This window comes from Clostridium sp. BJN0013 (assembly GCF_040939125.1).
Classification (GTDB): Bacteria; Bacillota; Clostridia; order Clostridiales; family Clostridiaceae; genus Clostridium_B.
Map to the genome: position 1 here is coordinate 3,012,799 of NZ_CP162495.1, position 23,176 is coordinate 3,035,974.

Sequence of the window (23,176 nt, forward strand, 5' to 3'; positions counted from 1 at the left end):
TTAGGCTCAGGTGGAGTTTGCTCATAAGGAATACTTTTCTCCATCTGAATCTCAGAAGAACTTATCCAGAAGCTTAACAATGCTTATCCCCGACTTTCAAAAAGTTGAGGATGCTAGCTAATTGCAAACTTCAGATAAAAATCTAAAGTAAATTATTTGCCATATTTATTAAGTAATTTTTCTAATTCTCGTGCTTCCGCTGCAGATTCCTTAGCAAATTGTTTAAATTTCTCATTGATTTCTTTATTATCTATTTTCTTTGAGTACTCTTGAAAATCCCTTACATTTTCTTGTACATCAAGAAGCTTATTTCTTATCATATCTTCTGTTGTTAAGTTCATCTCATTCCCACCTTTCCATTAATAGATTTTGTAAGTATTAATGATTTTATTCACAAATTTCATCTTTGTTATACTCTAAAAATTATTTTCTGCTGCATATTATCCTTAAATTGTCAGGTATAAATAAATATCCACCAGCTTAGCTGGTGGTTTTTCCTAAGCCCTATAAGGGCACATTACCAGCATTATGCCTCAAGGCATCTTAAAGATCTCGCCAGCCGCAATTTATGTTACTTGCTACCCTTAAAAGGGTCCATGTATTCCTTCATACTTACTTGGTCGGCGATCATATCTTCTTTCTGTTGATTTCTTATATATTCTTCTATTGCTTTTTTCACACGTGTTGATTAACCATTTTTCACCATAAACAAATTTGATAATTATTGATATTTTTAAATAATAAGTCAATGCATACTTGAACTTCGTCTTGAAGTGTAGAATTAAGAAGTTTTCTAACAAACTCACAAAATGATAACTTAACAAATTTGAAATTTTGAGACACATTAACATAAGAAAAATGAAGTAATACATACGCAATTAAAGCTATAAAAAGTTGATTGTAAACTGCATTTTCACTTGTTCCAAACAATCTTTTAACATTCAAATTTTGCTTTATAAATCTAAAAAAGCTTTCAACTTTCCATCTTTCTTTATAGATATCTGCAATTTTTTCAGGTGTAATAGCCATTAAGTTAGTACATACCCTTATGGATTTTCCATAGAAGTCACTAAATTGAACAACTCTAAATCTATTTTCAGTTTTAGAAGAGCCTTCTCCAAGATAACAAGTAACATCCTTGATTATATTAGAATTTTCAGTTCTTAAACTTTTTATGTTTTTTGGATAACTTAGAGTTATATTGTCTTTGATTCTTATGACAAATGCTTGTTTTATAGATTTAAACATATCATATCTCTTATGTTTCCCATAAGCTCTATCTTCTACCAAGATACAATCTGTATTAATAAGTTTTTCACCTATTGGACCATCATGTTTGTTTGCAGTAGTTTCAATGACTTTTTGAGGCATTAAAGTATTTACATTAAGAGCCACATGCAGCTTTATTCCTGACTTATTACCTTTGAACTTTGCCCATTTCAATCTGCCTTCACCAACAGTTATAGTAGTGGAATCTACTGCTAATAAATCTTTTGGTAATTTAAGTATTCTTCGAGTTGAACGATTGCATTTAGTTATAAGAATCTCAAATAATTTCTTAGCTATTTTATAATCTACATTTGCTGCTTTCTTCGAAATTGTGGAATAATCAACTGCTCTTAATCCAGCTTCATTCATAAAATCTGAACCAGCTCTAAAACTTTTGTATTCATTAGTTGCTGTCGCTATAAAAAATTGAAACAAATCATATACTGTGAATTTTCTTGATGTATCCTTATAGCCTAAAACCGCACATACTGTAATTACTTCTTCTTTTTTTAAAAGTGTTTGAAATATATCAAATATAGTGGTATTATTTCTCATGAGGTCACTCTCCTAAACAGTAGTATTTTTTCTCAGCAAATTAATATTACCATAGGATGACCTCATTTTCATACCTTTTTATTTACGTATTTTAGATAATCAACACTCGTGTGCTTTTTTATTTTTTCCAACTGTGTCTACATAGAATCCTCTGCACCAAAAGTGCCTATTTCCATATTTATATTTTAAATTTGAAAATCTCTCAAATATCATTAGACTACTTTTTCCCTTCAAGAATCCCATAAAACTTGAAACACTTGTCTTTGGTGGTATCGATAAAAGCATATGTATATGATCTTCACATGCATTCGCCTCTATTATTTCTACACCTTTCCATTCACAAAGTTTCCTTAATATTTTTCCTATCTCTTTTCTTTTTTCTCCATATATTTCTTTTCTTCTATATTTGGGTGAAAATACTACATGATATTTACATCTCCATTTAGTATGTGATAAACTATTACTGTCCATTTAGGGCAAACCTCCTTTGATTATAGATTTGGTTGACGAGACCTCTTCTATTTTATCAAAGTGAGGTTTTTTGTTCACCGCTTAAGCTATTCTGAACACACCTGCATAGCAGGTGGTTTTCATATAGACAATTAAAATAATTTTACACATCCTACTTATGTAAAACTTTCCTCGTATTAAAAGTCTTTGTATTAATATTTTTATCTTTCAATTTGGATAATTGATAGAATATGGGGGTACAGATCCCCCTTATTTTTAAACTTTAATATAAATTTTTCATATTATACCTTATTTTATCTAGAAGACTACAGTGACTAAAAATTGCATAAAAAAAGAAGGCACCATAAAATTACAAGTGCCCTTTCTCCTTATTAAACAGTTAATACTAAAAATACATATTGTTTACGAGAGATTGGAATTTTAATGAGCTTATTTATATGAATTATATTTTATATATTACTACTATTTAATTAATAAATCAATATGTTTTTTAATGATTTCATAAAAAAATATATGTTTTTTTAATAATAACTTATGATAGCATTATGTTGAAAAGTTACTTACTTTTTGTTCTAAATAAATAATTTTACTTATATAATATTAATAATTAATTTGACCCTAAGAAAAGATATGATTGATAAAATGTTTGGAAATGATAAAACATTTGATTTAATGAAAAAAATGTATCTTGAAGTGCAAACTGAATTTAAAACCTTAAATAAGAATATTAAAGATATAGAAATTAAAATTAACGTTCTAAAGAATTAAATGGAAAATAGTTCTATACTAGTAAAAAAATATAATAGCACTATTGAAATGTTAACTAAAGGACATAAAGATATATTAGATACAATAAATAAAAACTACGCACTCCATGATAATGCACTAAAAAATATTTCCTCTATATCAGATAAAGGTGAAAAAGCATATAACTTTATAAAAGAGCTATCCAATAATACTTTAGGATAATAAATTCTTATACTTCTTATAAAAAAATTCTTGTACCTTTACATAAGAATTGCGATATCTTTATTTATTTAATGAATCATTCTTATATTCTATTCCCTTGTTAAGATGCCAATGAAGACATTCTAAAACACTATTCATAATAATTTTAAAGCTTTATCATTAATTAAATCTGTATTTTTACATGGAAATACTACATAAGCCACATATTTTCAGGCATAGATATGCTAAAATTAGAAGAAAGACTGGAGCCTTTAGATTTAAAAAGTTCATCTATTTATTGAAAAGTTAAAGCTCCATAACTTCCAAAATTAGCTACTGTAAAAAATATATTTTAGGCTTAATTGCAGTGTTTTTTATAAAGCTTTCCATCTTTTAAATTATTACTTAGATTTTTATCTATCTTTAAAGAATTATCTGTTCCACTAAAATAATAAATATTTATCCCACTAAATAAACTCATTTTAATATGCTCTTCTAAAAATATATTATCAAATATTAAATATTAGTAAAAATCATCATAGTCCCATATACCTAATTTACCCCTTACAGGTATTGCTTTCTTAAGCATCTCTATATCCTTTAAGATCCATGCATATCTGCCTGGAGTATAATCTCCAAAATTATATTCATCATTTTGAACTATAAAATTATTTTCTAATTTAGCAGTTAATCCATCTTCATGTAAAACCTTTATACAATCCATCAAATTACACTTAGCCATAATAACCCCGGTAGGCATATCTATAAATCGTTCAAAATACTTATCCAATACTTCCTTAAATGGATGCAATAAGCAAACACTTCCATTTATAGTCTTTCCCGCATGTATCAATAATGACCCACGATATTTAGTTTTCCAGGATCTTGTTTCAATTTTCTTTTCACCAAGAACTATAAGACTTGCCCAAGGCTGCTTAATTGTTAATACTTTTATGAGATCTCCTCCCCCATTTTCTAATATAATAATTTACATATTTAGAACATATGTTAAAATATTTAGTTTTTTGATATTATGTTGTCTATATTTTATGATACACAACTTTATGTTGTGTATCAATGCTCTCTTAAACCTTTTGTTGTATAACATATGGTAATAATCTATTTGTTGTATAATTATAATAATAAGTTAGTGGTGGTGACTAATAATGCTAAGTGATCGTTTAAAAAAGCTTAGAAATGAAAACAATCTTTTACAAAAAGAAATAGCTGAAAAACTTAAGATTACAACAAGCGCATACGGATTTTATGAACAGGGGAAGAGAACTCCTGATACAGAAACATTAAATAAAATAGCTGAATTTTATAATGTTTCAATAGACTACTTGCTGGGAAGAACCAATATTCGTGATTCAGTCGATAAGATAACTAATTCTCTAAATAGCGATCCAGAAATATCAGAATTTTGGAATTCACTAATAAATAGAGAAGATTTACAATTACTTTTTAAACAAACTAAAGATTTATCCCCTAAAAATATTAACAGAATAATCAGAATCATAAAAGCCATCAAAGATGACGAAGATAAGACTAAAGGATAATATAGAATTTTATAAAATTATTTAAATATAATAATTCTATTACACAGAATTTCTTTTATTTCTTTTTTAAAATTTAATATATACAATTTTTATCATAAATAGGCTTTCAAAACAACTTTTATACTACCCCAAGTTTTTATGTGTTTATAATATTTTTGACATCTTTTAAAACTTCTTCAATGTCTCTATTGGCATCTACTACATAATCACATGAAACTACCTTAAAACTTTGTTCATCATGCAGTATTCTTTCTTTTATATCTGTATCTATATTATCCCAATTTTCAGGGCAAGAATATGATACCACATTATTTTTATTTTTCCTACACCACATTCTTATGGCTCTAGTCCATTTATCACATTTTAGATATATAACTACAATTTTAGCATCTTTTATAGTTTGCCTTAATTGCTTTACTCCCTTAGCATCTATTACATAAATTGATACTCCTTTTCCCTTATATTGTTTTTTAGTGGCAAAATAATGATTTCCTCCAAAACAAGTGGGAGCTATTATATCTTTTTTAAGTTTATCTTTTATAATAACCTGAAAATATTCTTTCCTTGTAATAAATATATGTCCTCTTTCATTTTTATATCTTCTAGGTCTATCTGTATAGCTTTGAATGTAGTTATATCCTTCATTTTCCAGTAATTCTGCAATTGTACTCTTTCCAGATCCGGATTCTCCTACTAAACATACTATTCTATCTTTCAATATTTATCTCCTCCACATAGTTGTAGTTCCATCATATCAAGTTATTCTTATATTTAATAAATTCTTATTGCTAATTAATTTTAATATTATATCATAAACTATTACAAGTGGTAAATATTGCGTTTACTTTATAAGCGCATTGAAAAACTTTAATATTTTTAACTATCAAGTGATTCTTAAGTTCAGATGTAGTTTACTCATAAGGAATACTTTTCTACATCTGAACCTTAGAATAATTTATCCTAAAGTGGTCAATAAGAGCCTTTCTTACTTAGTTATTTAAAAATACTCCCCAAGTCTCAGGTCTTAATACACCATCAGTTGGCCTTTCCCAGTTCTTCTGGAGTTCAGTTACAGCTTGAAAAGTTGCTTCGTCATACAACATTGAAGTATAGGAATTTTCCTTTAGATATCCATATTGTTCTAGTTTCTGTTGAATCCAGAGAATTACATGAGATCTATGACCCTTTACAACAATATTCTGAATTCCTTTCAATGCTGCCATAGTAGCTGGACCTACTATTCCATCTATAATTAGCTTTGCATTATAATCTATATTCAAGTTATATTGAAGTGCTTTAATTTGAGCTATAAGTGGACTTGGTTTTACTGGTTGTCTTGTACCAAAACTATTATAAAATAATTCTGCCATATAGTTTAAATCAAAATAGCCACTTATTCCTGATATTTGTCCTTTCGTTGTATACTGCCATATAACATAATCATCCCATAATACAGTACTTGGACTGCTAACCTCATAATGGGCTATCCACAGAGGATATTTTGTTATATTACTGTTTAAATATGATCTTATATAGCTTGGATTACTATAAATAAGTGCTGATGCAATAGTTGAGATTATATCTAAAAAAGCTAGACATACTTCTGTAATGTCTCCACTAACCTGTCGTTCAACATCCAAAACTACAAAATCAGGTTTATATCCCGAAACAATGGATTTAAAAAAGTTTGCTTCTTCAATTGCTTTTGTTTTATTCTGAAACCTGGCAAAATGATAAGCTCCTACAATAAGTCCCAGGTCTTTAGCTTGTTTTATATTATAACTGTAATATTTATCTACAAAGGTACTTCCTTCAGTGGCTTTTGCAATTATAAAAGAATTCCCCCGATTTTTTATTAAATTTATATTGACTAAACCATTTAAATTACTTATATCTACTCCTTTAATCATTAAAATTCCCTCCTTATCTAATATATTGCCTATATCAATTTTTGATATCTTAATTCATCGAAATAAAACACTCTTAGGATCAAGTTATTCAGAGGGTTCAAGTGAAGTTTGCACATAAGGAATGCTTTTCTCCACTTTGAATAAGATAGAAATATTAGCTAATTCTGCATTCAGATAATAGGATATGAAAACATTATTTCCATATAATTCCTATTAAAAAGAAGCTTATTGTTTATATTAGGGTTCTTTTTCACCGATTTAGCTTTATCATCTGGATTTATTCGAACGCTGAATACTGATACACATATGGATAAGCTTTTCTTTTGTTCTTATAAATTATCAACAACTTATCCACATTATCCACAATATTCCATTGTTTTATGAACAAATCAATTGTATCATATCTTTTCTATTAACACTAACTCTCATAAAGTCTCCATACTACATAAAGTTTGCATATTAATTTAGATTCTGTAGTAAACTAATTTGAATTAACTTCAACAACATTGAAACCTTCATACTTTGCTTTTTCAATTAATTCATCACAATCGATATGCATACAATATACCTTATTTCTCTTATCTTTTGAAATAGATTTGCACAATAGTTTCAGTGAAGTGTGAACATTACCTTTATATTCAGCCAAACAAGTATCTTGATAAAACTCCTCAATTACATATTCATTAATAACATTAGAAACATTACTACAATCACCACTATACCAAATTAGCTTGTCTTTTATATAAATTAAATATCCATAACAATTTAATGTTTTAATATGATTTACTTTTATTGGTTTTACATTTATAAAATTCAAGGTATTATTTATATCTGTACCTATAAGATTAAATTTATAATTCTGATTTTCTATATGACCTTGTAGTTTCAAAAAATCATATAATTCCCTAGTTGGGAAAGACACTTCAACTACTATATGTTTTATATAATAGCAATAATAAATTAAACTGCTTAAGCTTCCTATATGGTCTGAATCCATATGCGTAATTAAAACATGTATATCACTTACATTTTTTAAAATCTTTCTATTAATTATTCTCTCAAAAATATTTTCTCCACAATCTAATAATATCAATTCATTTTTAATTTTTACAAAAGCCGAGTTATTCCCTTCTTTAGTATTAAATGCTGAGCCCCTTCCTAAAAAATTTAATAACATATTTTTATTCCACCTCGTATAATATAGTTGTACCAATCAATAGAGATTAGATCATCTCTACTAACGGATATTTATAAATATAAATTAATTATTGTTCGTACATCTCAAGTTCCGTTATGGAAATTGCAATATCCTTTAGTAAGTCTAAAAATAATAAGAGTGTATCTTCCACAAGGGTAACTTGATTAATAGTTAAATCATTGTATAATATCTTCTGAATAGAGGTTAGATGTATTCCTCCTGGGAGGACTCCTTCGGAGTTCCTATACCCGTGAAAAAGCGTATCATTCCATCAGTGAGATTAGATGTTTAGCTGGTTGAGTTTCTTCCCTTGCGGAAGAATTACTCGTGTCACAAACGAGGTTGTTAGCTCACTGTTAGGTATGGATACTCTGTTCTATCTTCAAAAATATATGAAAAGGAGATATTTACAATGTCAAAATTTTTTAATTTACCTGTAGTAGGTATCGATGTTTCTGCTGATTATTCTATGGTTGCAGTACTAGCCCCTGATGGAGCAGTTTATAGAAAGGCTTTCAAGATAATGCACACTTCTGATGGTTTCTCTTATCTTCTCAAAGAAATGAGAAAAGTGGAAAAAGAGTTCTCCATGAAACCATCACTTTTCATGGAATCAACTGGTGTTTACCATTTAACTCTTTTCCACTTCCTAAAGAATAACGAATTAGAAACTTTCGTTATAAATCCTCTTATTACTAATAGTAACAAAAATTTAGGAATAAGAAAAGTGAAAAATGATAAAATGGATGCCTTAACTATTGCAAACATAGCAAAATTTCAAAATATAAAAATGTCTGATTATTTAGATATCCCAATATTTGCTGTAAGATCACTTTGTCGTGATTACTACAGCCTTATAGATAACCGTTCCCAGTTCAAGAAAAAGTTATCTTCTGATCTTAGAACGTTTTTTCCTGGATATCATAATGTTTTTTCTGACGTAGCTGGTGTTACTTCATTAGCAGTTTTAAGTAAATTTTCATCCCCTAAAGCAATTGTTGATGCACCAAAAGATGATTTAATTGCTTTACTAAAGGAAAATTCTTGTAAATCAATTGACTGGTGTACAAACACATATAACAAACTTTTAAACGCTGCACTAAGTGCTGTACAAATAGGAATAACCAATAATTCCTTTAAAGTAACTATAGGCATAAATATAAAGCTTTTAAACATCATTAATGAACAAATTGAAACTCTAGTAAATGAAATAGAATCAGCAGTTAAAAATGACTCAACACCTGCTTCATTTAAGAACAACATAGCATTGCTTCTTTCTTTCAAAGGTATAGGCTTTATTACAGCTGTAACCATAATGAGTGAAATAGGCGATCCTACAAGGTTCAAGCATCCAAAAGAAATGGTTGTTTTCTTTGGAATTGACCCTTCAGTTAGTCAATCCGGGAAATTTAATAGTGACCAAAATAAAATGTCCAAGCGTGGTACACGCTTTGGTAGAAGAGCACTTTATGCTGCTGCTCTTGCATCAATAAGAAAATCCAAAACTGGTAAACCAATTAACAGTGTTCTTTACCAGTATCGCAATAAAAACTTAAATGGTAAGAAGAAGAAAGTTGCTCTTTGTGCAATTATGCACAAACTTGTAAAGTACATATTTGCAGTTCTTAGAGATCAAAAGCCTTATGAAATTCGTGAACCAAAACTGCACAACCAAATGTATGTTACTAATTTTTCAAGATCAGTTTCTTAACCACTTAGACAAATTAATTATGGTCCAAATTGGATAAATTATTTCCAATTTAGTTTTAGTAAAAATTTGCCATAGTTCGTATTTTTTTATGGTTTGTTTGCCATGCTCTTTTTTGCTCTTAAATTTAATAAATAAATTTTTTAAATTAACTATTGACTTTTACTAGCTGGTCTTTACCTTATATCTTTTTATCATTCTGTAAATATTGAGGTTAATTCGGATAAAGAACACCTAGTTATTAACTAACTGTCTTGATAAAATTATTCTTCATTAATATTTTAATTCTTATTCACAAATTTGATATTTTACTCATAGTATGCATTGTAAATAAATTTGTGGAGGTACCTCATGAGCAATAGCGATTCCAATAAAGGCATCAATGAGGAAGTTGAAAATTCCTATGACTTTGAAGTTCCTATGTATTGTCCATACTGTTCAATGCCCTACACTAGATCAATTCAAGACGAATATGCAAACCTAGATCCTTATGATGAAAACTTTGATGATAACTTTTACCCTGGATATAGACGCAGAAGTCATAGAAGACGCAGGCGTAGAAGACACAGACGTGGATTTCCTCTTTGGCCATTAATATTTTTCTATGACGACTGGTATTGGTAGTAAATAATGTTTTACACTTCATAAACATACTTAGTTTAAGCATTATAGAAAATAAGCACCCATTTCATCAGTGCTTATTTTCACTCTATACATATATAATCCTGCTATTTCCAGCATATTAATTTCAATTATACATATCATATTTATATAAGGTTATATCAATATATCAAGCTTAATAATATCGGACATTTTGCATAAACTAAAATACTATGATTATATATATTCGATATTTTCCTTTATACCGGGGATGGATAATCCCCGGTGTTTAATTTTACTATATTTAAAAATATTTATATCATATTATAAATTATTTGTAACATTTTAAAGCAAAACTATTACGAATTCACTTGAAATATATGTCACATATACCCTTTGATATTGTTCTTTATCCTATTATTGGAGTATATATGCTGTATTTTATTAAAAATAAAAAATTGAAATCTTTCTTTATTATTTCATTTACTGCTTTATTAACTACCTTTTTAGAATTTCTAGGTGTTATAGCTGGCAGAGTTATCTATAATAAAGGATGGTCCATACATTATACCTTTTTTTCTTATATGTTCTCTTATACTACACTCTATTGTTTATACTTATATCTTAAAAAGCTTAAAATATTTAATTGATATATTAGTATTAATCTTCTTCTTCCATCTCCATTTCAATTTCAAACTTTTGGTCTAGAATTTAGCCATACCTTTAAAATCCCTGTTATTCATAAAAATTTTGTATTATAATGGGAAAACATTAGTGATTCTTTCTATCCAGAAATTTAATTTCATTCAACAATCTACATCAATATCTTCAGAATATGATTGCTGTGAATACATAAACTAATCTAGGAAGGAGATGATACTTTTGTCCAGAAAAAATAGAATATTAGTACCAGAAGCACGACAAGGTCTCGAAAAATTAAAAATTGAAGCAGCAGAAGATCTAGCTAGATATAACAAAAATCATAATTCAGAAAAACAACTTTTTTCTATTGGTGGTCAAATGGTAAAAAAAATGGTTGAAAGTTATGAAAAAAATTTAAAATAAATTTCTATAAATTTAAAATAATGCTAGGATACACACCTAGCATTTTTCATTTTCCTCTAAACCTCCAATCTAGTTTTTGCCCACTTTCTTAAAACCCAATTATATGGCCAACTACTGTTCTTGAACACAAGGATCACTTAATTGACAAATTTCTCTCTACTTTTTAGAGCATAATAAAAGCACTTACCGATTTATTTAGTAAGTGCCTATATACTTTAGTTATTTAATTGTTTTTAAATATTCAATTTCAATACAGTTATTGCCAGTAACAACTTTAACTTTTTTAAGATCTTCTTTTATTTCATTTTGGCCCTTTCTCAGTTCTTTAACATCTTTGGAGATATCGCTTAACAATGATAATATTAAATCATATTTATCTTTCATGGACTTGTTAACATCTTCAAATCCTCTTATATCTTGCTCTTTATGTGCTATTTGTACTTCTGATATTATAACAATTTTTTTCTCAATATTCTCAAGCTTGGTTAAATTCTTTTCAACTTCACTTGTGAAATTATTTTGTACCCCCTGATAAATTACCTACCCCATCATTAAGTCTATTTATTTCAACTTTAAGACTGTTTTGCCCTTCCGGAAGATTATTTACTTTGCTGCTAAGACTGTTGATTTCATCTTTAAGACCGATAATTTCACTTGTAATTTTATCCTGATCTCTTATCAATTTTGTAAGTATGTCTTTAAGTTCTTTATCCAACAACTACACCCTTTCCATATTTTACATATCCATATTTATTATATTATGCTCACACGACATTTTAAATTTTTATTTTGGGATTGAATATCTTTTTTTCAGTCTGATTAGGAAAAAGAGACACTCATTGTAATCTCCTTCTTTTCTAATACTAATCTAATATATAGCCTCTATCCTATAACTTCTCTATTATATTGGAGAACTATATTTTGTGGTACTCGAGTAAGTTTTTTCTTCTCTAAATCAAAGAAACATCCTAATTGCTTTCCCAAACAATTTATAGTTTCCCCTGAATATATCTCAAAACCCATTTCCCATCTACTTCTTCCCATACTTGTCACCCAACATTTACCTAATGGTTTATCATATATTGTAAGAGGAGCCTTGTATTCAATTTCTGTTTTTACAAGAATAGGTGATTTTTTTGATTGAATCATTTCCTCATACGGATAATACTTATCTAAGAAAGAGTGACGTAAATCCTCAAACCATCTGACATAGACTATATTACTTACAATACCTATTACATCAATGTCATATGCTTTTATCTCAATTTCCCTTTCAACTAACATGGCTCTTATTGACATTCTCATATCCTCCTTTATGTAATACCTTATTAATCATATGCTTATTTTATTATATAAATAAGTAATATTTATTTCAAATATTTAGAAAAATCATATTTCAAATACAAAAAACAAGTACCCTAAATAACAGGTACTTATTTCTAGCAATATCATTTTAAGGAGACTAATTGCAAATCGATATTACTTTATTATATTTAATATACTACATTCTGGTAGTTGCACTTAAGTTTAAAGTGCCCTGCAACTATAGACACCAGTTTGGTAATTACCATTACTTTTCTTATATATGTAAACACATATTATTTTCATTTCCTCTAAGGTTATTTCCTTAGGACATTTATAATTATATATGGTATTTGTTACAACTTAATGTCATATTAATTAACTATTTATGAATAATATGAAATATATAAAAAGACACCCAATTATCAACTAAGTGTCTTATATATCCTCCTAATATTCTAACTATAAATATTATATTACATATTGGCAATATCTCAATTTCACTTTAATTTCTAATATCTTTGTTTTACAACATACAAATACGGTGGAATTTTACAAACTTTGTAAATTAACTATAAATGAAGATTATATTCATAACACTAAAGTTTTGCTACCACTCTACAAGGCAGTCCAGTCATTTCTGCATAATTCACAGGATAAGTATTGGCTATAAGATTTATATTAGTCTGCTCATTAAGAAGTGTTTTTAGATTACAAAGATTTTCAATGACAAATACTCGTCGGTCAGCACAATATTGGTCCTTTGGTGTATGTTCATTTCCTTGTCTAATTCCTGCAAAATCCACACCAATAATAGATATTTTCTTTGCAAGCAACGCATCTATAAGTCCATTGGACAATTGCGGATGCTCTGTAAAATACTTCTTTCCCCCATAGCCTTCTGCTTCAATGAATCCAGTGTAAAAAGCAACAAACATATTCATTTCCACTCTGTCTAAATCTATATCATTTTCATCAATATCTCTATCTGTTATTCTACTCACATCAAAGACGATTCCTTTACGTTCCACATATTCTAATGGGAATTCTTTGTTCATCACATCAAAATGTGTACCCAAGTGTCCCATTAATGCTTTCTTTTCATTGCCTTGTGCGTCTTTAACCATCTTTGGTGTGATTTTAAGTGTAATATCTATAAACATTTATCTTTCTCCTTTAATAAATAATCTTATATAAAAAACTATACATTGTACATGATTATATTTTTTATCTTGTTTTTTCATTATTTAAATATTCATTTTTTAAAAGTATCACATGGTATTTAATTTCATAATATAAATCTTCGCTTTTTTCTCTAATACATTTAGCTATCTCATAACCATAAATATCTTGTTTTTCAATTATAGAAAGTATAAGAATATCGATTTTCATTATCTCTTTATTCACCATATGCACTATCTTTTAACCTTATGACACAAACTCCGCTTGAATCTAAAAATCACTTGTTAAAGCTTTCATCTATTTGCTACTTTATAGTATATTTTTAAAGCTATTAGCATATTTTTATAGAGTTATACTATTACTTATGAAAGGTGGTTATGTTATGTCTTCTAGGACTGATAAAATCGTAGATTCTGTACTGGACTCCTATGATTTTGAAAAAGTTTCTGATTTAACTAAAGAACAATTTTCTGAAATTCTTTCAAAAATATTTAATAAATCTCTAGCTGATAGCGACCATACTCAAAGAACATCAGAATCAGATCATCATCACAGACATAGACGTTAATCGGACATTAACTGTTCTTGAACTTATTATTCAAGAACAGTATTCTTTTCATTTTATCGATTTATTTTACCTTATTTTTCTCAATTAAGTTGCTCAATGCAATTATATATACATCTTGATAATATTTACTTCATCATATTCATTTTACTACAAAATATGATAAATATTAATAAGAAATACTCTAGATGATTAAATGGATATTTGGAAAATAAATATAAAAATAAGCTGAATTGGGTATAATATTAATGCTCATATAAATACCTACGTTAGTCCTTTAATATCTCACTCAATAATTTTACCATAATTCACAATGAGAGAGCTCTGGGATTTACCAGAGCTTTTTACATTTTAATTAGAGTTTGTTTTCTATCTAAAAACTAAATTAAAGTTTTCATTTTTTTAAACACTAAATATAAAATTATTTTTATATAATATTTCCACTAAAATAATATATCCCATATATTAATATCTAAAGTCACTACTCATAATACTCCTCTTATTTCCTAGTATAATTCTTGCTACGATGTATAAACTTTAATTATATTAAGTAATTAATACTATAAAAGGGGTGTTTTCTATGTCAAATAAACCATTAGTTCCAGAAGCAAAGGGAAAATTGGATAAACTTAAAATGGAAACAGCAGATCAATTAGGAATTAATTTAAACAAAAAATATATTGCAGATTTGACTTCAAAAGAAGCTGGAAAGAAAGGGGGAAGTATAGGTGGGAACATGATTAAAAAAATAGTTAAGGATTATGAGCAAAAACTATAGTAAATTAATTATAATAGACTCTTTAAATATCTTCTTTCTAGAAACAAAGATACTCCCTATAGATAAGAACTTAAGAAAATAAAGCTTAGAACAGTTTTTGCATTACTCTAAGCTTTATTTTTCCAATGAACTACATTCTCTAAAACTCCTTTCTAACATATTAATCTTATAGGGTTTGCGAAACGCTATAACCCGCATAAATGCGGTATATTTTTTGTTGTAAAATAGAATAACTCCTCACTGATTTATGGTAAAATTGAATTGCCAAGAAACAAAATCACCATATACCTCAGAAAGGAGTTATATACTTATGATACCATATAAACAGCTTTCTTTGGCAGAAGTTTTTTCTGATTGCAAAGAAAAATTTGAAAACAACAAGCCCCAGTTTCTTTCTTTACTTGAAGATACTATTGATCTGGATGATTTAGTTCCAGTTTCTTTTATAAATCATTTTTATGCTTCTACTGGAAGACCTCGTAAATATACACTTTATGCCATGCTTCGTGCTTTGATTTTGCAGCGTATTTTTTCTATTCCTACAGATTCCCTTTTGATTATTTTTCTTAAATATTCAAAAGAGTTGAGGGATTTTTGCGGTTTCACCAAAGTTCCTGATGCTTCTAAATTCACACGCTTTAGACAAGATTTTATTTTGGACTTACAATCAATGTTCCATAATCTTGTTAATATTACTGAGCCAATATGTCAACAAATTGATAAGAACCTTGCTTCTATGACTATCTTTGATACTTCTGGTATTGAAGCTTTCGTCACTGAAAACAACCCTAAATATGCTAACCGCATCATAAAACAACTTAAAGCTTTTAAGAAGACACATGGTCTGGATGATTCTTATGACCCTTATAAAGCTGCTTACAGGGCTATGCCTTCTCATGCTGCAGCTAATCCAGCCATCCAGCAGATGTACATTAACGGTCATTTTTGTTACGCTTTTAAATTTGGCATTGTAACCAACGGCCTTGGTATTGTGAGAGATATTTCATTTTACAACCAAGATTTCCTTAAAACTCATCCAGATATCGTTGTTGAGAAAAAATCCAATTCTCCTGATGAAGATAAGTCCCTTGCTGATTCTAAAGCACTTATACCTGTCCTTAAGGATTTTTTTGAAAAACATCCTTTGATAAATCCTAAAACTTTTTTAGGTGACGCTGCTTTTGATAGTATTGAAATTTATCAATATCTTTTTCAAGAACTAAAGTTTGAAAAAGCATATATTCCACTAAAAACTAAGCTTGCACCAGAAGAATCCGATTGTCCTTTGAATGAAGATGGTATTCCATGCTGCCCTCATGATCATTCACTACCCATGAAGCAAGAAGGCAGCAAATCACACTTACGCTCAGAAATTCCAACAATGAAATTCGTTTGCCCTAAAATGAAATGGATTTATAATAAAGAAACGAAAAAGAGTAAACGAAAAACTCTTTGTGAAGATCCTTGTACTAAATCATCTTGTGGCAGAATGTTCTACATTTATCCAGAAAAAAATTTGCGTGCATACCCAGGAACAACTCGTGGTTCCCAAGATTGGAATTATACTTATAAAATTCGTTCTACTGTTGAAAAAAGCATTGGACATTTTAAAAACAGCTATTGCATTGCAAACCGTAGAACACAAAATGAAAAAACTCTTCATGCTGACTTACTTCTTTCAGGCATAACCCAGCTAATAACAGTTGTTATAGCCAATAAAATACACAAGCATGAATATATCAGAAGTCTAAAACCATTAATTGCATAAATATCAGCTATTTTTAAATTTTAGAATTAATCATGGTTCTATTTCTTGCACCCTTTTTTTCTATTTAGCCATTACAAATCAGGAAAATCACCTTTAATCTTCTAATTATCTTTTTTGAAATTCCCCCTACTCCTCAATTCATTTTTATCAGTGAGTTTCGCAATTGCCTAATATTAATCTTTTACATTTAAGTCTATTATAATATCATCTTTGCCTCCATCATATAGTTAGATTATTCTCATTTTTAATCTAAATCGTTATTTCTTTAAAGATTGAAATAATGAGGAGCTTTTTTCTACCTGAATCTCAGAATAACTTATAAAGAAACGTAGCAGTGCTCATCCCCCACCTTGAAGAAGCTAAGGGTGTTAGTTAATTGCTGCATTCAGATAAATCCAGAAAAGAACAAAAGTTAAAAACAAGTCAAATTATAAGAAATTATAGTTAGAGGCTATTGGCTGTTTTTGTAGAAATGATATAATGGTGTAATGAGAGGAGATGATAGTATGGAATATGGAATTATTAAAGTAGAATATGAAAATTATAATTGTACTAAAGGTGATGCACATATTACAAAAGTTAGAGTTTGTGAAATAATAGAAGGAAAAAAATTTAGTGATAACTTCCAGGATCAACAAATAGAAGAAGTTATACAAAATATAAAAAATGGTGATAAATATATAACACTAGTTAGTACTGGTTATAACAAATGGAAAAGAGGATCAGAAATTATATTAAAGGAATTTATAACTACAAAGCCAGATACTAATCGAGGAAGCGATTTAGAAAGCTTACCGTTAATTCCATATGATATATGGGAATTATAATAAAAGTATATAGTTAATTAAAGATAGAAAATATTCTGTAACATAATCATTAGGAGCAGTAAAGTATTGATATGGAATATAAAAATATCCTTTATCTCCCCAATTTTCTCCCCAAGAATTACGCATAATAACTTGATGCTCATTATCTGACCATAGTACTATCTTCAGATTTAGAAAATACTATCTGCCAAATGCAATAGAAGATTTGTTTTATCAGTTTGTAAGACATTTAAACAAAATTGGAGAATTAAATTTTGAGAATTTATTTGTAGATGGTGCCAAAATAGAGGCTAATGCCAACCGTTATACTTTCGTCTGGAAAAAAGTTACAACTAAAAATGAGGCAAGAATTTTTTTTAAAATTCAAGCCTCTATTAACAAAATCAACGAGTTTTGTAAAATAAATTTCAGACAATTTTACTATTTACTATTTGACTGTTTTGAAATTATTTTTAGCAAATCAATGTAGTTGAATGAATTATATTCAGTTAGAGCAGGAAATGTTATAGGGTTGTACCCATTAATAGCATAGTATCTATTATTAAAATTCAAATCAATTGTATAAATTCCTGTTGGCTTCTGACTATTTTGTTGCTGTGGAGATACATTATCCTGACTTAATTTACTTAATTCAGGTAGATTAATAACAAATTCTGCATTTCCAGTTTCATTTACAACATATCCATCATGACTTACAGTATATTGAATTGTAATACCCTTATCACCAAGAATCTTTACATTATCCAATGTAGCTAATTTCTTATTTAATTGTGCAATCATCTCAGGCATTTCATCAAAAGTTTTATTAAGATCTTCTTGATTTTCTGATAATCCCATAATTGAATTAAGATTAGTCATATAATCTTTTAAGAATGCTATCGCATCTCTATTCTCCGCAAAATTATTAAGGGTATAATGTATCAAATCTTTAAACGTCTTATCATCTAACTTCACTTGATATATACTTACGGACTGAGTACTAGTTGAATCATTTATATTTTTAGTGCCTATTTTGCTTATAATATTAAATTTGGGATTAAACTGTTTAGCATAATTAGCCATAAATTGAAGAAACTTAGGTTGAAATTCTTTACTGAACTCTGCAAGCTTTTTATAATCAACCTGAGATGCCTCTTGAACATTACCCATATCATTATAATCCATAACCATATAATCTTTGCCTTTAAATTCATTTGGTAATTGCTTAGTAAGAACATCCGGCATCTTGAATATTTCACTTACTACCGGTTTATCTTTAGTAGTATCCATATTTGTCCAAAGACTCATATCAAACGACGTAGGTTCTGTAAATTTAATATCACTTTTCATCTGAGATACTGCATTGTTTTCATCTTGATTTGTATACGTCACTACACTAAGTTTAGAAGCATTAACCAACGGTATTATTGTTTGCATCACTTGTTGCTCCTGCATCGATAGATTATCTGTAGAAATATTTAATGTAATATCAGATTGTATTTTCTGGGTTTTATTAATTGCATTATATAGAGTTGTACCATTATTTGAACACCCAGTAAATACTAAAAGGGATATCATCGTTGCAAGAATTAACGCCATCAATTTTTTAATATTTTTCATAATAACTACCATTCCTTTCGCTGTGCTCAAGGCACAAAAATTAATGAAAGAGTGTTTAACATAATCATTTGATGTAAATGATCTAAATAAGTATATAGGTGTATTACAGAGCACGGCGGGGTAAGGTGATTACACTTAACTGTAATCCGCATAATAATATGTGCCGATTACTCTTTTAAGCACAAATAAGTGTGCTAATGAGCACGTAAGTTAATCTTTGTTTAAGCAAAGACCGTTTAAAAGTATGAATATTCAGTCAACATCTGTGTACTTTATTTTGATTTGTAGGTGATATAAATGTTAAAACCTGCAATATTACTCTAGCTAACCCAAAGTACGTTAAAAACATTCCCGGCAAAAAACTGATAAAAGGGGTTCTCTATGGCTTGCAGACCTACACAAGCATGTATTAGGGTGTGTCTGAAAACCAAATATTGCGAAAGAAGCGAGTTTTAGGTAAAATAAGATAAAAAACTCGGAGGGTGCAAATATGTCACAGAAGCGTTATGAAATATCAGATGAACAATGGGATCAAATAAAAAACTTAATTCCAATAGCAAAAACAGGACGACCTCCAAAAGACAACCGACTTATATTTAATGCCATACTATGGATTGCAAGAAGTGGTGCAGCATGGCGTGATTTACCAGAACGCTTCGGTTCATGGAAAACTGTATACAGTCGTTTTTGTAAGTGGCGTAACGATGGTACTTTATTAACAATTTTTAAAGAGTTAACCTCAGATGCAGATTATGAAAATTTAAGCATTGATTCAACATGTATAAAAGCCCACCAGCACAGTGCTGGTGCTAAAAAGGGGCTGTAAACAGCGAAACAAAACAGCATATTGGACTGAGTCGCGGCGGACATACAACAAAAATTCATGCAGTTGTTGATGGACTTGGCAATCCAATCCATTTTCAATTATCATCTGGCAATCTACACGACAGTACACAGGCCGTAGATGTTCTTTCCAACGTTGATATAGAAGGCAGCAATATCCTGGCAGATAAGGCATATGGCACAAATGAAATTAGAGAATATATTACTTCAAAGAAATCCTCATATACTATTCCACCAAAATCAAATGTAAGAGAACCATGGAATTGTGACTGGTGGCTGTACAAGGAACGTCATTTAGTTGAATGTTTCTTTAACAAAATCAAACATTTTAGAAGAATTGCAACTCGTTATGACAAGCTTGCTGATTCTTTCCTTGCTTTTGTTTATATTGCTGCTATTTTTATTTTATCTAAGTAATTTATTGTTGCATTGTTTTCAGACACACCCTAGTTAAAAGAAATTTTATTCCTCCAAAGGTTATAAGAGAACTACAAGACCTTATGCGCTATCACTTTAAATTTACAAATTTCCGTTCAAATGAGAAAAACAGATTTCAAAATTCATTAACAGTTTCCAATATGATGCCTATATGCTTGAATCGCCATGATTATATTAATAATTGTATTTCTCAACTTGATACTGCCATTTCATTAATTTCAAATGAAACCTTTGATAATTCTATTTATGAAGAATATCTAAAGAAACAAAACACTTCTCAACATTTTCAACCTAACATAGATAGAATTATTTTTTTCTTGACAAAATTCGCATAGAGGAAGCATCCCTAGAATTAGAACTAAAGTAAATTATATCTCATAAAAAATTTCATGCTCTAAGGCACACCTATACCACTAAACAATTTAAAAATAATATACCTTTAAAAACTGTATCAATGCTTTTAGGACATAGCAGCATCGAAATAACTGTCAATATTTATACTCATGTTTTAAAAAGAGAAAAGGAAAATCTATAGATATATTAAGCGATATAAAAAATTATGGTGTAAAAATGGCGTAAAATATTAAAAAATAAATATTGAGATAAAAAAATAGAAGACCAGATAAATTTATTAATTAAGACAGGTGAAATAAAAAGTGGAAAAGATTTTGACGACATTCCGATAGATGGAATTCAACCAAGATGTGGTATATACGTAAAAGATTTAATATGCTATCGCTATTATAAGCACAATGACAACACATGTAAATATTGTGGTCATGAAAATAATAATCTGCCTCCTGCAGCTGCTCAAGAGATAGAAGAATATATAAAGAACATAAAAGAAAAATATAAGTGTTAGTTTAATCGCTTAATATGTTTTATAAAATATAAAGAGGGGAATTTTAATATCCCCTCTTTGCTACATCTTTCTTAATTTGCGTCACAAGTGTAAATTTTTATGTCATTAGCTTACTATAACCAGTCTAGCTTGTGCTACCCAAATTATCAATCATTAAATTTATTTATCCATAGTTTGAATTTTTCTTTTAATATTGGTCATAACAAATCCACTTTCAGGAAATGTCGGTATTCTTACCAAACTATAGCTTAAATCTTGCTCTGGAACTTCAAATTCAATTCTATTGATAAGGAAATTCAGGCTGGTTTTCATAATTTCAATGGTGATACCCTCACCTGGGCATCGGTGTGTCTTGGCAGGGTCACCTCCACCTTGTGGTATAAAATCAAACAAACTACCCTTCCATTCCTTAAATCTCTCTGGGTGGAATTCATCAGGATTCTTCCATATACATGGATCGTGATTCGTACCGTATATGTCAAGCAACACAAGCATTCCCTCGTTAAATTCGTATTCATTCCAAATAAAATTTTTTCGAACTCTTGCACCAAGAAAAGGTGTAAAGGGGTAAAAGCGACGAACTTCCTGTATAAACATTTCAAAATAGTTGTTGTCATCTGAAATTAGCTTTTCTTTACACTCTGGATGCTCATGTAGTGCTAAAGCTGCAAAAGTAATGTAGGTTGAAATAGCAACAATTGGTCGCAGTATGTTAATAAGTTCTACGGCAGCCATTTGGTTGTTCATTTGACTGCCATCAAGTTCCCTGTGAAAAGCCATGGCATAAAGTGCTGAACCCTCTTCGGCCTTTATCTTACCACCTCGGACATCCTCTATAATACCTTTTATCCAATCTTCAGTCCTATTTCTTGCTCTTCTGCCTTTCCAATGTCTCAGTCCAACCGCTCCGAAAGCATCAACCATTGCACCAAAGTCCTCCGCTCTATCCTTTACTTCAGATTTCAGCAGTGGAACCCCAGCCCACTGGCATGCTGCCTGACATAAGATTTCCTTTGCTTCATCAAAGAGTACAACCTTCTCCGTATCTTCCCATTTGTCAACAGAAGCTTGCCACTTCTCCAATGTGAGTTCAGCCAGATGCCTTTGATACAGTGAGGTAGTCAGCGACTTAAAGAGATTCTTACGATGAGTGTGCGTTTCTCCGTCCATAGTCTGGATTCCATTCTCGCCAAATAATGTTTTTTGTACTCGCTTGGGCGCTGCACCATTTCGTTGAAACCGTCCTGGATCGTAAAACACCTTTGCTGCTTCTTCTCCGGTCATGCAAATTACTTTTTGTCCTAGTAAGTGAGTTTCAAACAAGTCAGACTGATACTGGTCGATCCTGTTTTTTATAAACAAATAGCCCTCTTTCAGTAGATTGAAAGTGTTGTCAAGGCCTTTATCATGTGCGATTAATTCGTTTACTGGCATGCATATATCTTCTCCTTTCTATCCCAGCTGTGAAATTAAAATATACCTTAGGTATTGGAATATACCCTTTTTAGATATAAGAATAATCCCTCTCAATAAAAATAAAAAAAGTGATATTCTTGTTCTTTATTTATTAAAGTCTCCACATTTCCAAACATTTTCTTAATATTATACTTTTCCACTATACCTAAAAATTATTCACAATATAAATACAGCAAGGTTTCCTCATTCTTTGTAGCTATAACTGAAATATTGGAATTTTGAGGAATTACATGGATCTACAGGTTGTGAAGGA

Annotated in this window: 26 protein-coding genes and 4 pseudogenes; 13 read left to right on the forward strand and 17 right to left on the reverse strand. The window is 29.3% G+C overall.

The annotated features are described in order from the left end of the window. Positions 1-152: 152 nt before the first annotated feature. The 4 genes and pseudogenes from AB3K27_RS15490 to tnpA form a co-directional block, all read right to left on the reverse strand. Positions 153-341, reverse strand: coding sequence for a hypothetical protein (locus AB3K27_RS15490; protein WP_368488296.1), 189 nt, complete (start codon positions 339-341; stop codon positions 153-155). A gap of 230 nt (positions 342-571) precedes the next feature. Further along, positions 572-673 (reverse strand): annotated as a pseudogene (locus tag AB3K27_RS15495) (IS200/IS605 family transposase); the annotation flags it as partial. A gap of 26 nt (positions 674-699) precedes the next feature. Then, positions 700-1,824: an IS4 family transposase gene (locus AB3K27_RS15500; protein ID WP_368488297.1), complete on the reverse strand. Its 1,125-nt coding sequence runs from the start codon at positions 1,822-1,824 to the stop codon at positions 700-702. A 114-nt stretch (positions 1,825-1,938) separates the two neighbouring features. Next, positions 1,939-2,295 (reverse strand): annotated as a pseudogene (gene tnpA / locus AB3K27_RS15505) (IS200/IS605 family transposase); the annotation flags it as partial. Positions 2,296-3,063: 768 nt separating this feature from the next. On the opposite strand from tnpA, the gene AB3K27_RS15510 reads away from it, so the two are divergent. Beyond that, complete coding sequence (locus AB3K27_RS15510) at positions 3,064-3,264, forward strand: hypothetical protein (protein ID WP_368488298.1); 201 nt, start codon at positions 3,064-3,066, stop codon at positions 3,262-3,264. Between the two features lie 337 nt (positions 3,265-3,601). Here the strand turns inward: AB3K27_RS15510 and AB3K27_RS15515 are convergent, their stop codons facing one another. Both AB3K27_RS15515 and AB3K27_RS15520 read right to left on the reverse strand, forming a co-directional pair. Then, on the reverse strand, positions 3,602-3,724 hold the full coding sequence (locus AB3K27_RS15515; protein WP_368488299.1) for a hypothetical protein: 123 nt from the start codon (positions 3,722-3,724) through the stop codon (positions 3,602-3,604). 42 nt (positions 3,725-3,766) lie between these two features. After that, positions 3,767-4,231: an ASCH domain-containing protein gene (locus AB3K27_RS15520; RefSeq protein WP_368491258.1), complete on the reverse strand. Its 465-nt coding sequence runs from the start codon at positions 4,229-4,231 to the stop codon at positions 3,767-3,769. A 178-nt stretch (positions 4,232-4,409) separates the two neighbouring features. Between AB3K27_RS15520 and AB3K27_RS15525 the strand changes: the two genes are divergently transcribed. Beyond that, complete coding sequence (locus AB3K27_RS15525; RefSeq protein ID WP_368488300.1) at positions 4,410-4,802, forward strand: helix-turn-helix domain-containing protein; 393 nt, start codon at positions 4,410-4,412, stop codon at positions 4,800-4,802. A 136-nt stretch (positions 4,803-4,938) separates the two neighbouring features. Here the strand turns inward: AB3K27_RS15525 and AB3K27_RS15530 are convergent, their stop codons facing one another. The 3 genes from AB3K27_RS15530 to AB3K27_RS15540 all read right to left on the reverse strand — a co-directional run bounded on the left by AB3K27_RS15530 (position 4,939) and on the right by AB3K27_RS15540 (position 7,889). Next, positions 4,939-5,520: a guanylate kinase gene (locus AB3K27_RS15530; protein WP_368488301.1), complete on the reverse strand. Its 582-nt coding sequence runs from the start codon at positions 5,518-5,520 to the stop codon at positions 4,939-4,941. 271 nt (positions 5,521-5,791) lie between these two features. Further along, positions 5,792-6,712 (reverse strand): GH25 family lysozyme, encoded by a 921-nt coding sequence (locus tag AB3K27_RS15535; RefSeq protein ID WP_368488302.1) that lies wholly within the window; start codon positions 6,710-6,712, stop codon positions 5,792-5,794. 481 nt (positions 6,713-7,193) lie between these two features. Further along, a complete protein-coding gene (locus AB3K27_RS15540) occupies positions 7,194-7,889 on the reverse strand; it encodes an MBL fold metallo-hydrolase (protein WP_368488303.1) in 696 nt (231 codons plus the stop codon). Positions 7,890-8,322: 433 nt separating this feature from the next. Between AB3K27_RS15540 and AB3K27_RS15545 the strand changes: the two genes are divergently transcribed. The 4 genes from AB3K27_RS15545 to AB3K27_RS15560 all read left to right on the forward strand — a co-directional run bounded on the left by AB3K27_RS15545 (position 8,323) and on the right by AB3K27_RS15560 (position 11,283). Continuing rightward, complete coding sequence (locus AB3K27_RS15545) at positions 8,323-9,621, forward strand: IS110 family transposase (RefSeq protein ID WP_368488304.1); 1,299 nt, start codon at positions 8,323-8,325, stop codon at positions 9,619-9,621. A gap of 348 nt (positions 9,622-9,969) precedes the next feature. Beyond that, positions 9,970-10,242 (forward strand): hypothetical protein, encoded by a 273-nt coding sequence (locus AB3K27_RS15550; protein ID WP_368488305.1) that lies wholly within the window; start codon positions 9,970-9,972, stop codon positions 10,240-10,242. Between the two features lie 356 nt (positions 10,243-10,598). Further along, complete coding sequence (locus AB3K27_RS15555; RefSeq protein ID WP_368488306.1) at positions 10,599-10,868, forward strand: CBO0543 family protein; 270 nt, start codon at positions 10,599-10,601, stop codon at positions 10,866-10,868. 232 nt (positions 10,869-11,100) lie between these two features. Continuing rightward, positions 11,101-11,283 carry an alpha/beta-type small acid-soluble spore protein gene (locus AB3K27_RS15560; protein ID WP_368488307.1) on the forward strand — a complete coding sequence of 61 codons (183 nt, stop codon included), beginning with the start codon at positions 11,101-11,103 and terminating at the stop codon, positions 11,281-11,283. Between the two features lie 219 nt (positions 11,284-11,502). On the opposite strand, the gene AB3K27_RS15565 is transcribed toward AB3K27_RS15560, so the two are convergent. The 5 genes from AB3K27_RS15565 to AB3K27_RS15585 form a co-directional block, all read right to left on the reverse strand. Further along, positions 11,503-11,667, reverse strand: a complete 165-nt coding sequence (locus AB3K27_RS15565) for a hypothetical protein (RefSeq protein WP_368488308.1) — start codon at positions 11,665-11,667, stop codon at positions 11,503-11,505. 130 nt (positions 11,668-11,797) lie between these two features. Beyond that, positions 11,798-11,998, reverse strand: a complete 201-nt coding sequence (locus AB3K27_RS15570) for a hypothetical protein (protein ID WP_368488309.1) — start codon at positions 11,996-11,998, stop codon at positions 11,798-11,800. 167 nt (positions 11,999-12,165) lie between these two features. Beyond that, positions 12,166-12,582, reverse strand: coding sequence for an acyl-CoA thioesterase (locus AB3K27_RS15575; protein ID WP_368488310.1), 417 nt, complete (start codon positions 12,580-12,582; stop codon positions 12,166-12,168). A 602-nt stretch (positions 12,583-13,184) separates the two neighbouring features. Beyond that, entirely contained in the window at positions 13,185-13,748 is a 564-nt protein-coding gene (locus AB3K27_RS15580; RefSeq protein ID WP_368488311.1) for a cyclase family protein, read from the reverse strand. Positions 13,749-13,812: 64 nt separating this feature from the next. Then, on the reverse strand, positions 13,813-13,977 hold the full coding sequence (locus AB3K27_RS15585) for a hypothetical protein (protein WP_368488312.1): 165 nt from the start codon (positions 13,975-13,977) through the stop codon (positions 13,813-13,815). Between the two features lie 172 nt (positions 13,978-14,149). On the opposite strand from AB3K27_RS15585, the gene AB3K27_RS15590 reads away from it, so the two are divergent. The 4 genes and pseudogenes from AB3K27_RS15590 (at position 14,150) to AB3K27_RS15605 (ending at position 17,705) form a co-directional block, all read left to right on the forward strand. Then, on the forward strand, positions 14,150-14,335 hold the full coding sequence (locus tag AB3K27_RS15590; protein WP_368488313.1) for a hypothetical protein: 186 nt from the start codon (positions 14,150-14,152) through the stop codon (positions 14,333-14,335). A 577-nt stretch (positions 14,336-14,912) separates the two neighbouring features. After that, positions 14,913-15,110: a small, acid-soluble spore protein, alpha/beta type gene (locus AB3K27_RS15595; RefSeq protein ID WP_368488314.1), complete on the forward strand. Its 198-nt coding sequence runs from the start codon at positions 14,913-14,915 to the stop codon at positions 15,108-15,110. Positions 15,111-15,420: 310 nt separating this feature from the next. After that, positions 15,421-16,798, forward strand: a pseudogene (locus AB3K27_RS15600) (transposase). A 586-nt stretch (positions 16,799-17,384) separates the two neighbouring features. Then, positions 17,385-17,705, forward strand: a complete 321-nt coding sequence (locus AB3K27_RS15605; protein WP_368488315.1) for a DUF3892 domain-containing protein — start codon at positions 17,385-17,387, stop codon at positions 17,703-17,705. Here AB3K27_RS15605 and AB3K27_RS15610 read toward each other — a convergent pair. Further along, complete coding sequence (locus AB3K27_RS15610; RefSeq protein WP_368491259.1) at positions 17,700-17,873, reverse strand: C1 family peptidase; 174 nt, start codon at positions 17,871-17,873, stop codon at positions 17,700-17,702. The genes AB3K27_RS15605 and AB3K27_RS15610 overlap by 6 nt on opposite strands. Before the next feature lie 252 nt (positions 17,874-18,125). Continuing rightward, entirely contained in the window at positions 18,126-19,334 is a 1,209-nt protein-coding gene (locus AB3K27_RS15615; protein WP_368488316.1) for a hypothetical protein, read from the reverse strand. A 460-nt stretch (positions 19,335-19,794) separates the two neighbouring features. Between AB3K27_RS15615 and AB3K27_RS15620 the strand changes: the two are divergent. The 3 genes and pseudogenes from AB3K27_RS15620 (at position 19,795) to AB3K27_RS15630 (ending at position 21,120) form a co-directional block, all read left to right on the forward strand. Continuing rightward, a pseudogene (locus AB3K27_RS15620) lies at positions 19,795-20,564 on the forward strand (IS5 family transposase). An 83-nt stretch (positions 20,565-20,647) separates the two neighbouring features. After that, positions 20,648-20,920 (forward strand): hypothetical protein, encoded by a 273-nt coding sequence (locus tag AB3K27_RS15625; protein ID WP_368488317.1) that lies wholly within the window; start codon positions 20,648-20,650, stop codon positions 20,918-20,920. A gap of 98 nt (positions 20,921-21,018) precedes the next feature. Continuing rightward, positions 21,019-21,120, forward strand: coding sequence for a hypothetical protein (locus AB3K27_RS15630; RefSeq protein WP_368491260.1), 102 nt, complete (start codon positions 21,019-21,021; stop codon positions 21,118-21,120). Positions 21,121-21,606: 486 nt separating this feature from the next. On the opposite strand, the gene AB3K27_RS15635 is transcribed toward AB3K27_RS15630, so the two are convergent. After that, complete coding sequence (locus tag AB3K27_RS15635; RefSeq protein ID WP_368488318.1) at positions 21,607-22,881, reverse strand: cytochrome P450; 1,275 nt, start codon at positions 22,879-22,881, stop codon at positions 21,607-21,609. Positions 22,882-23,176: the final 295 nt, after the last annotated feature.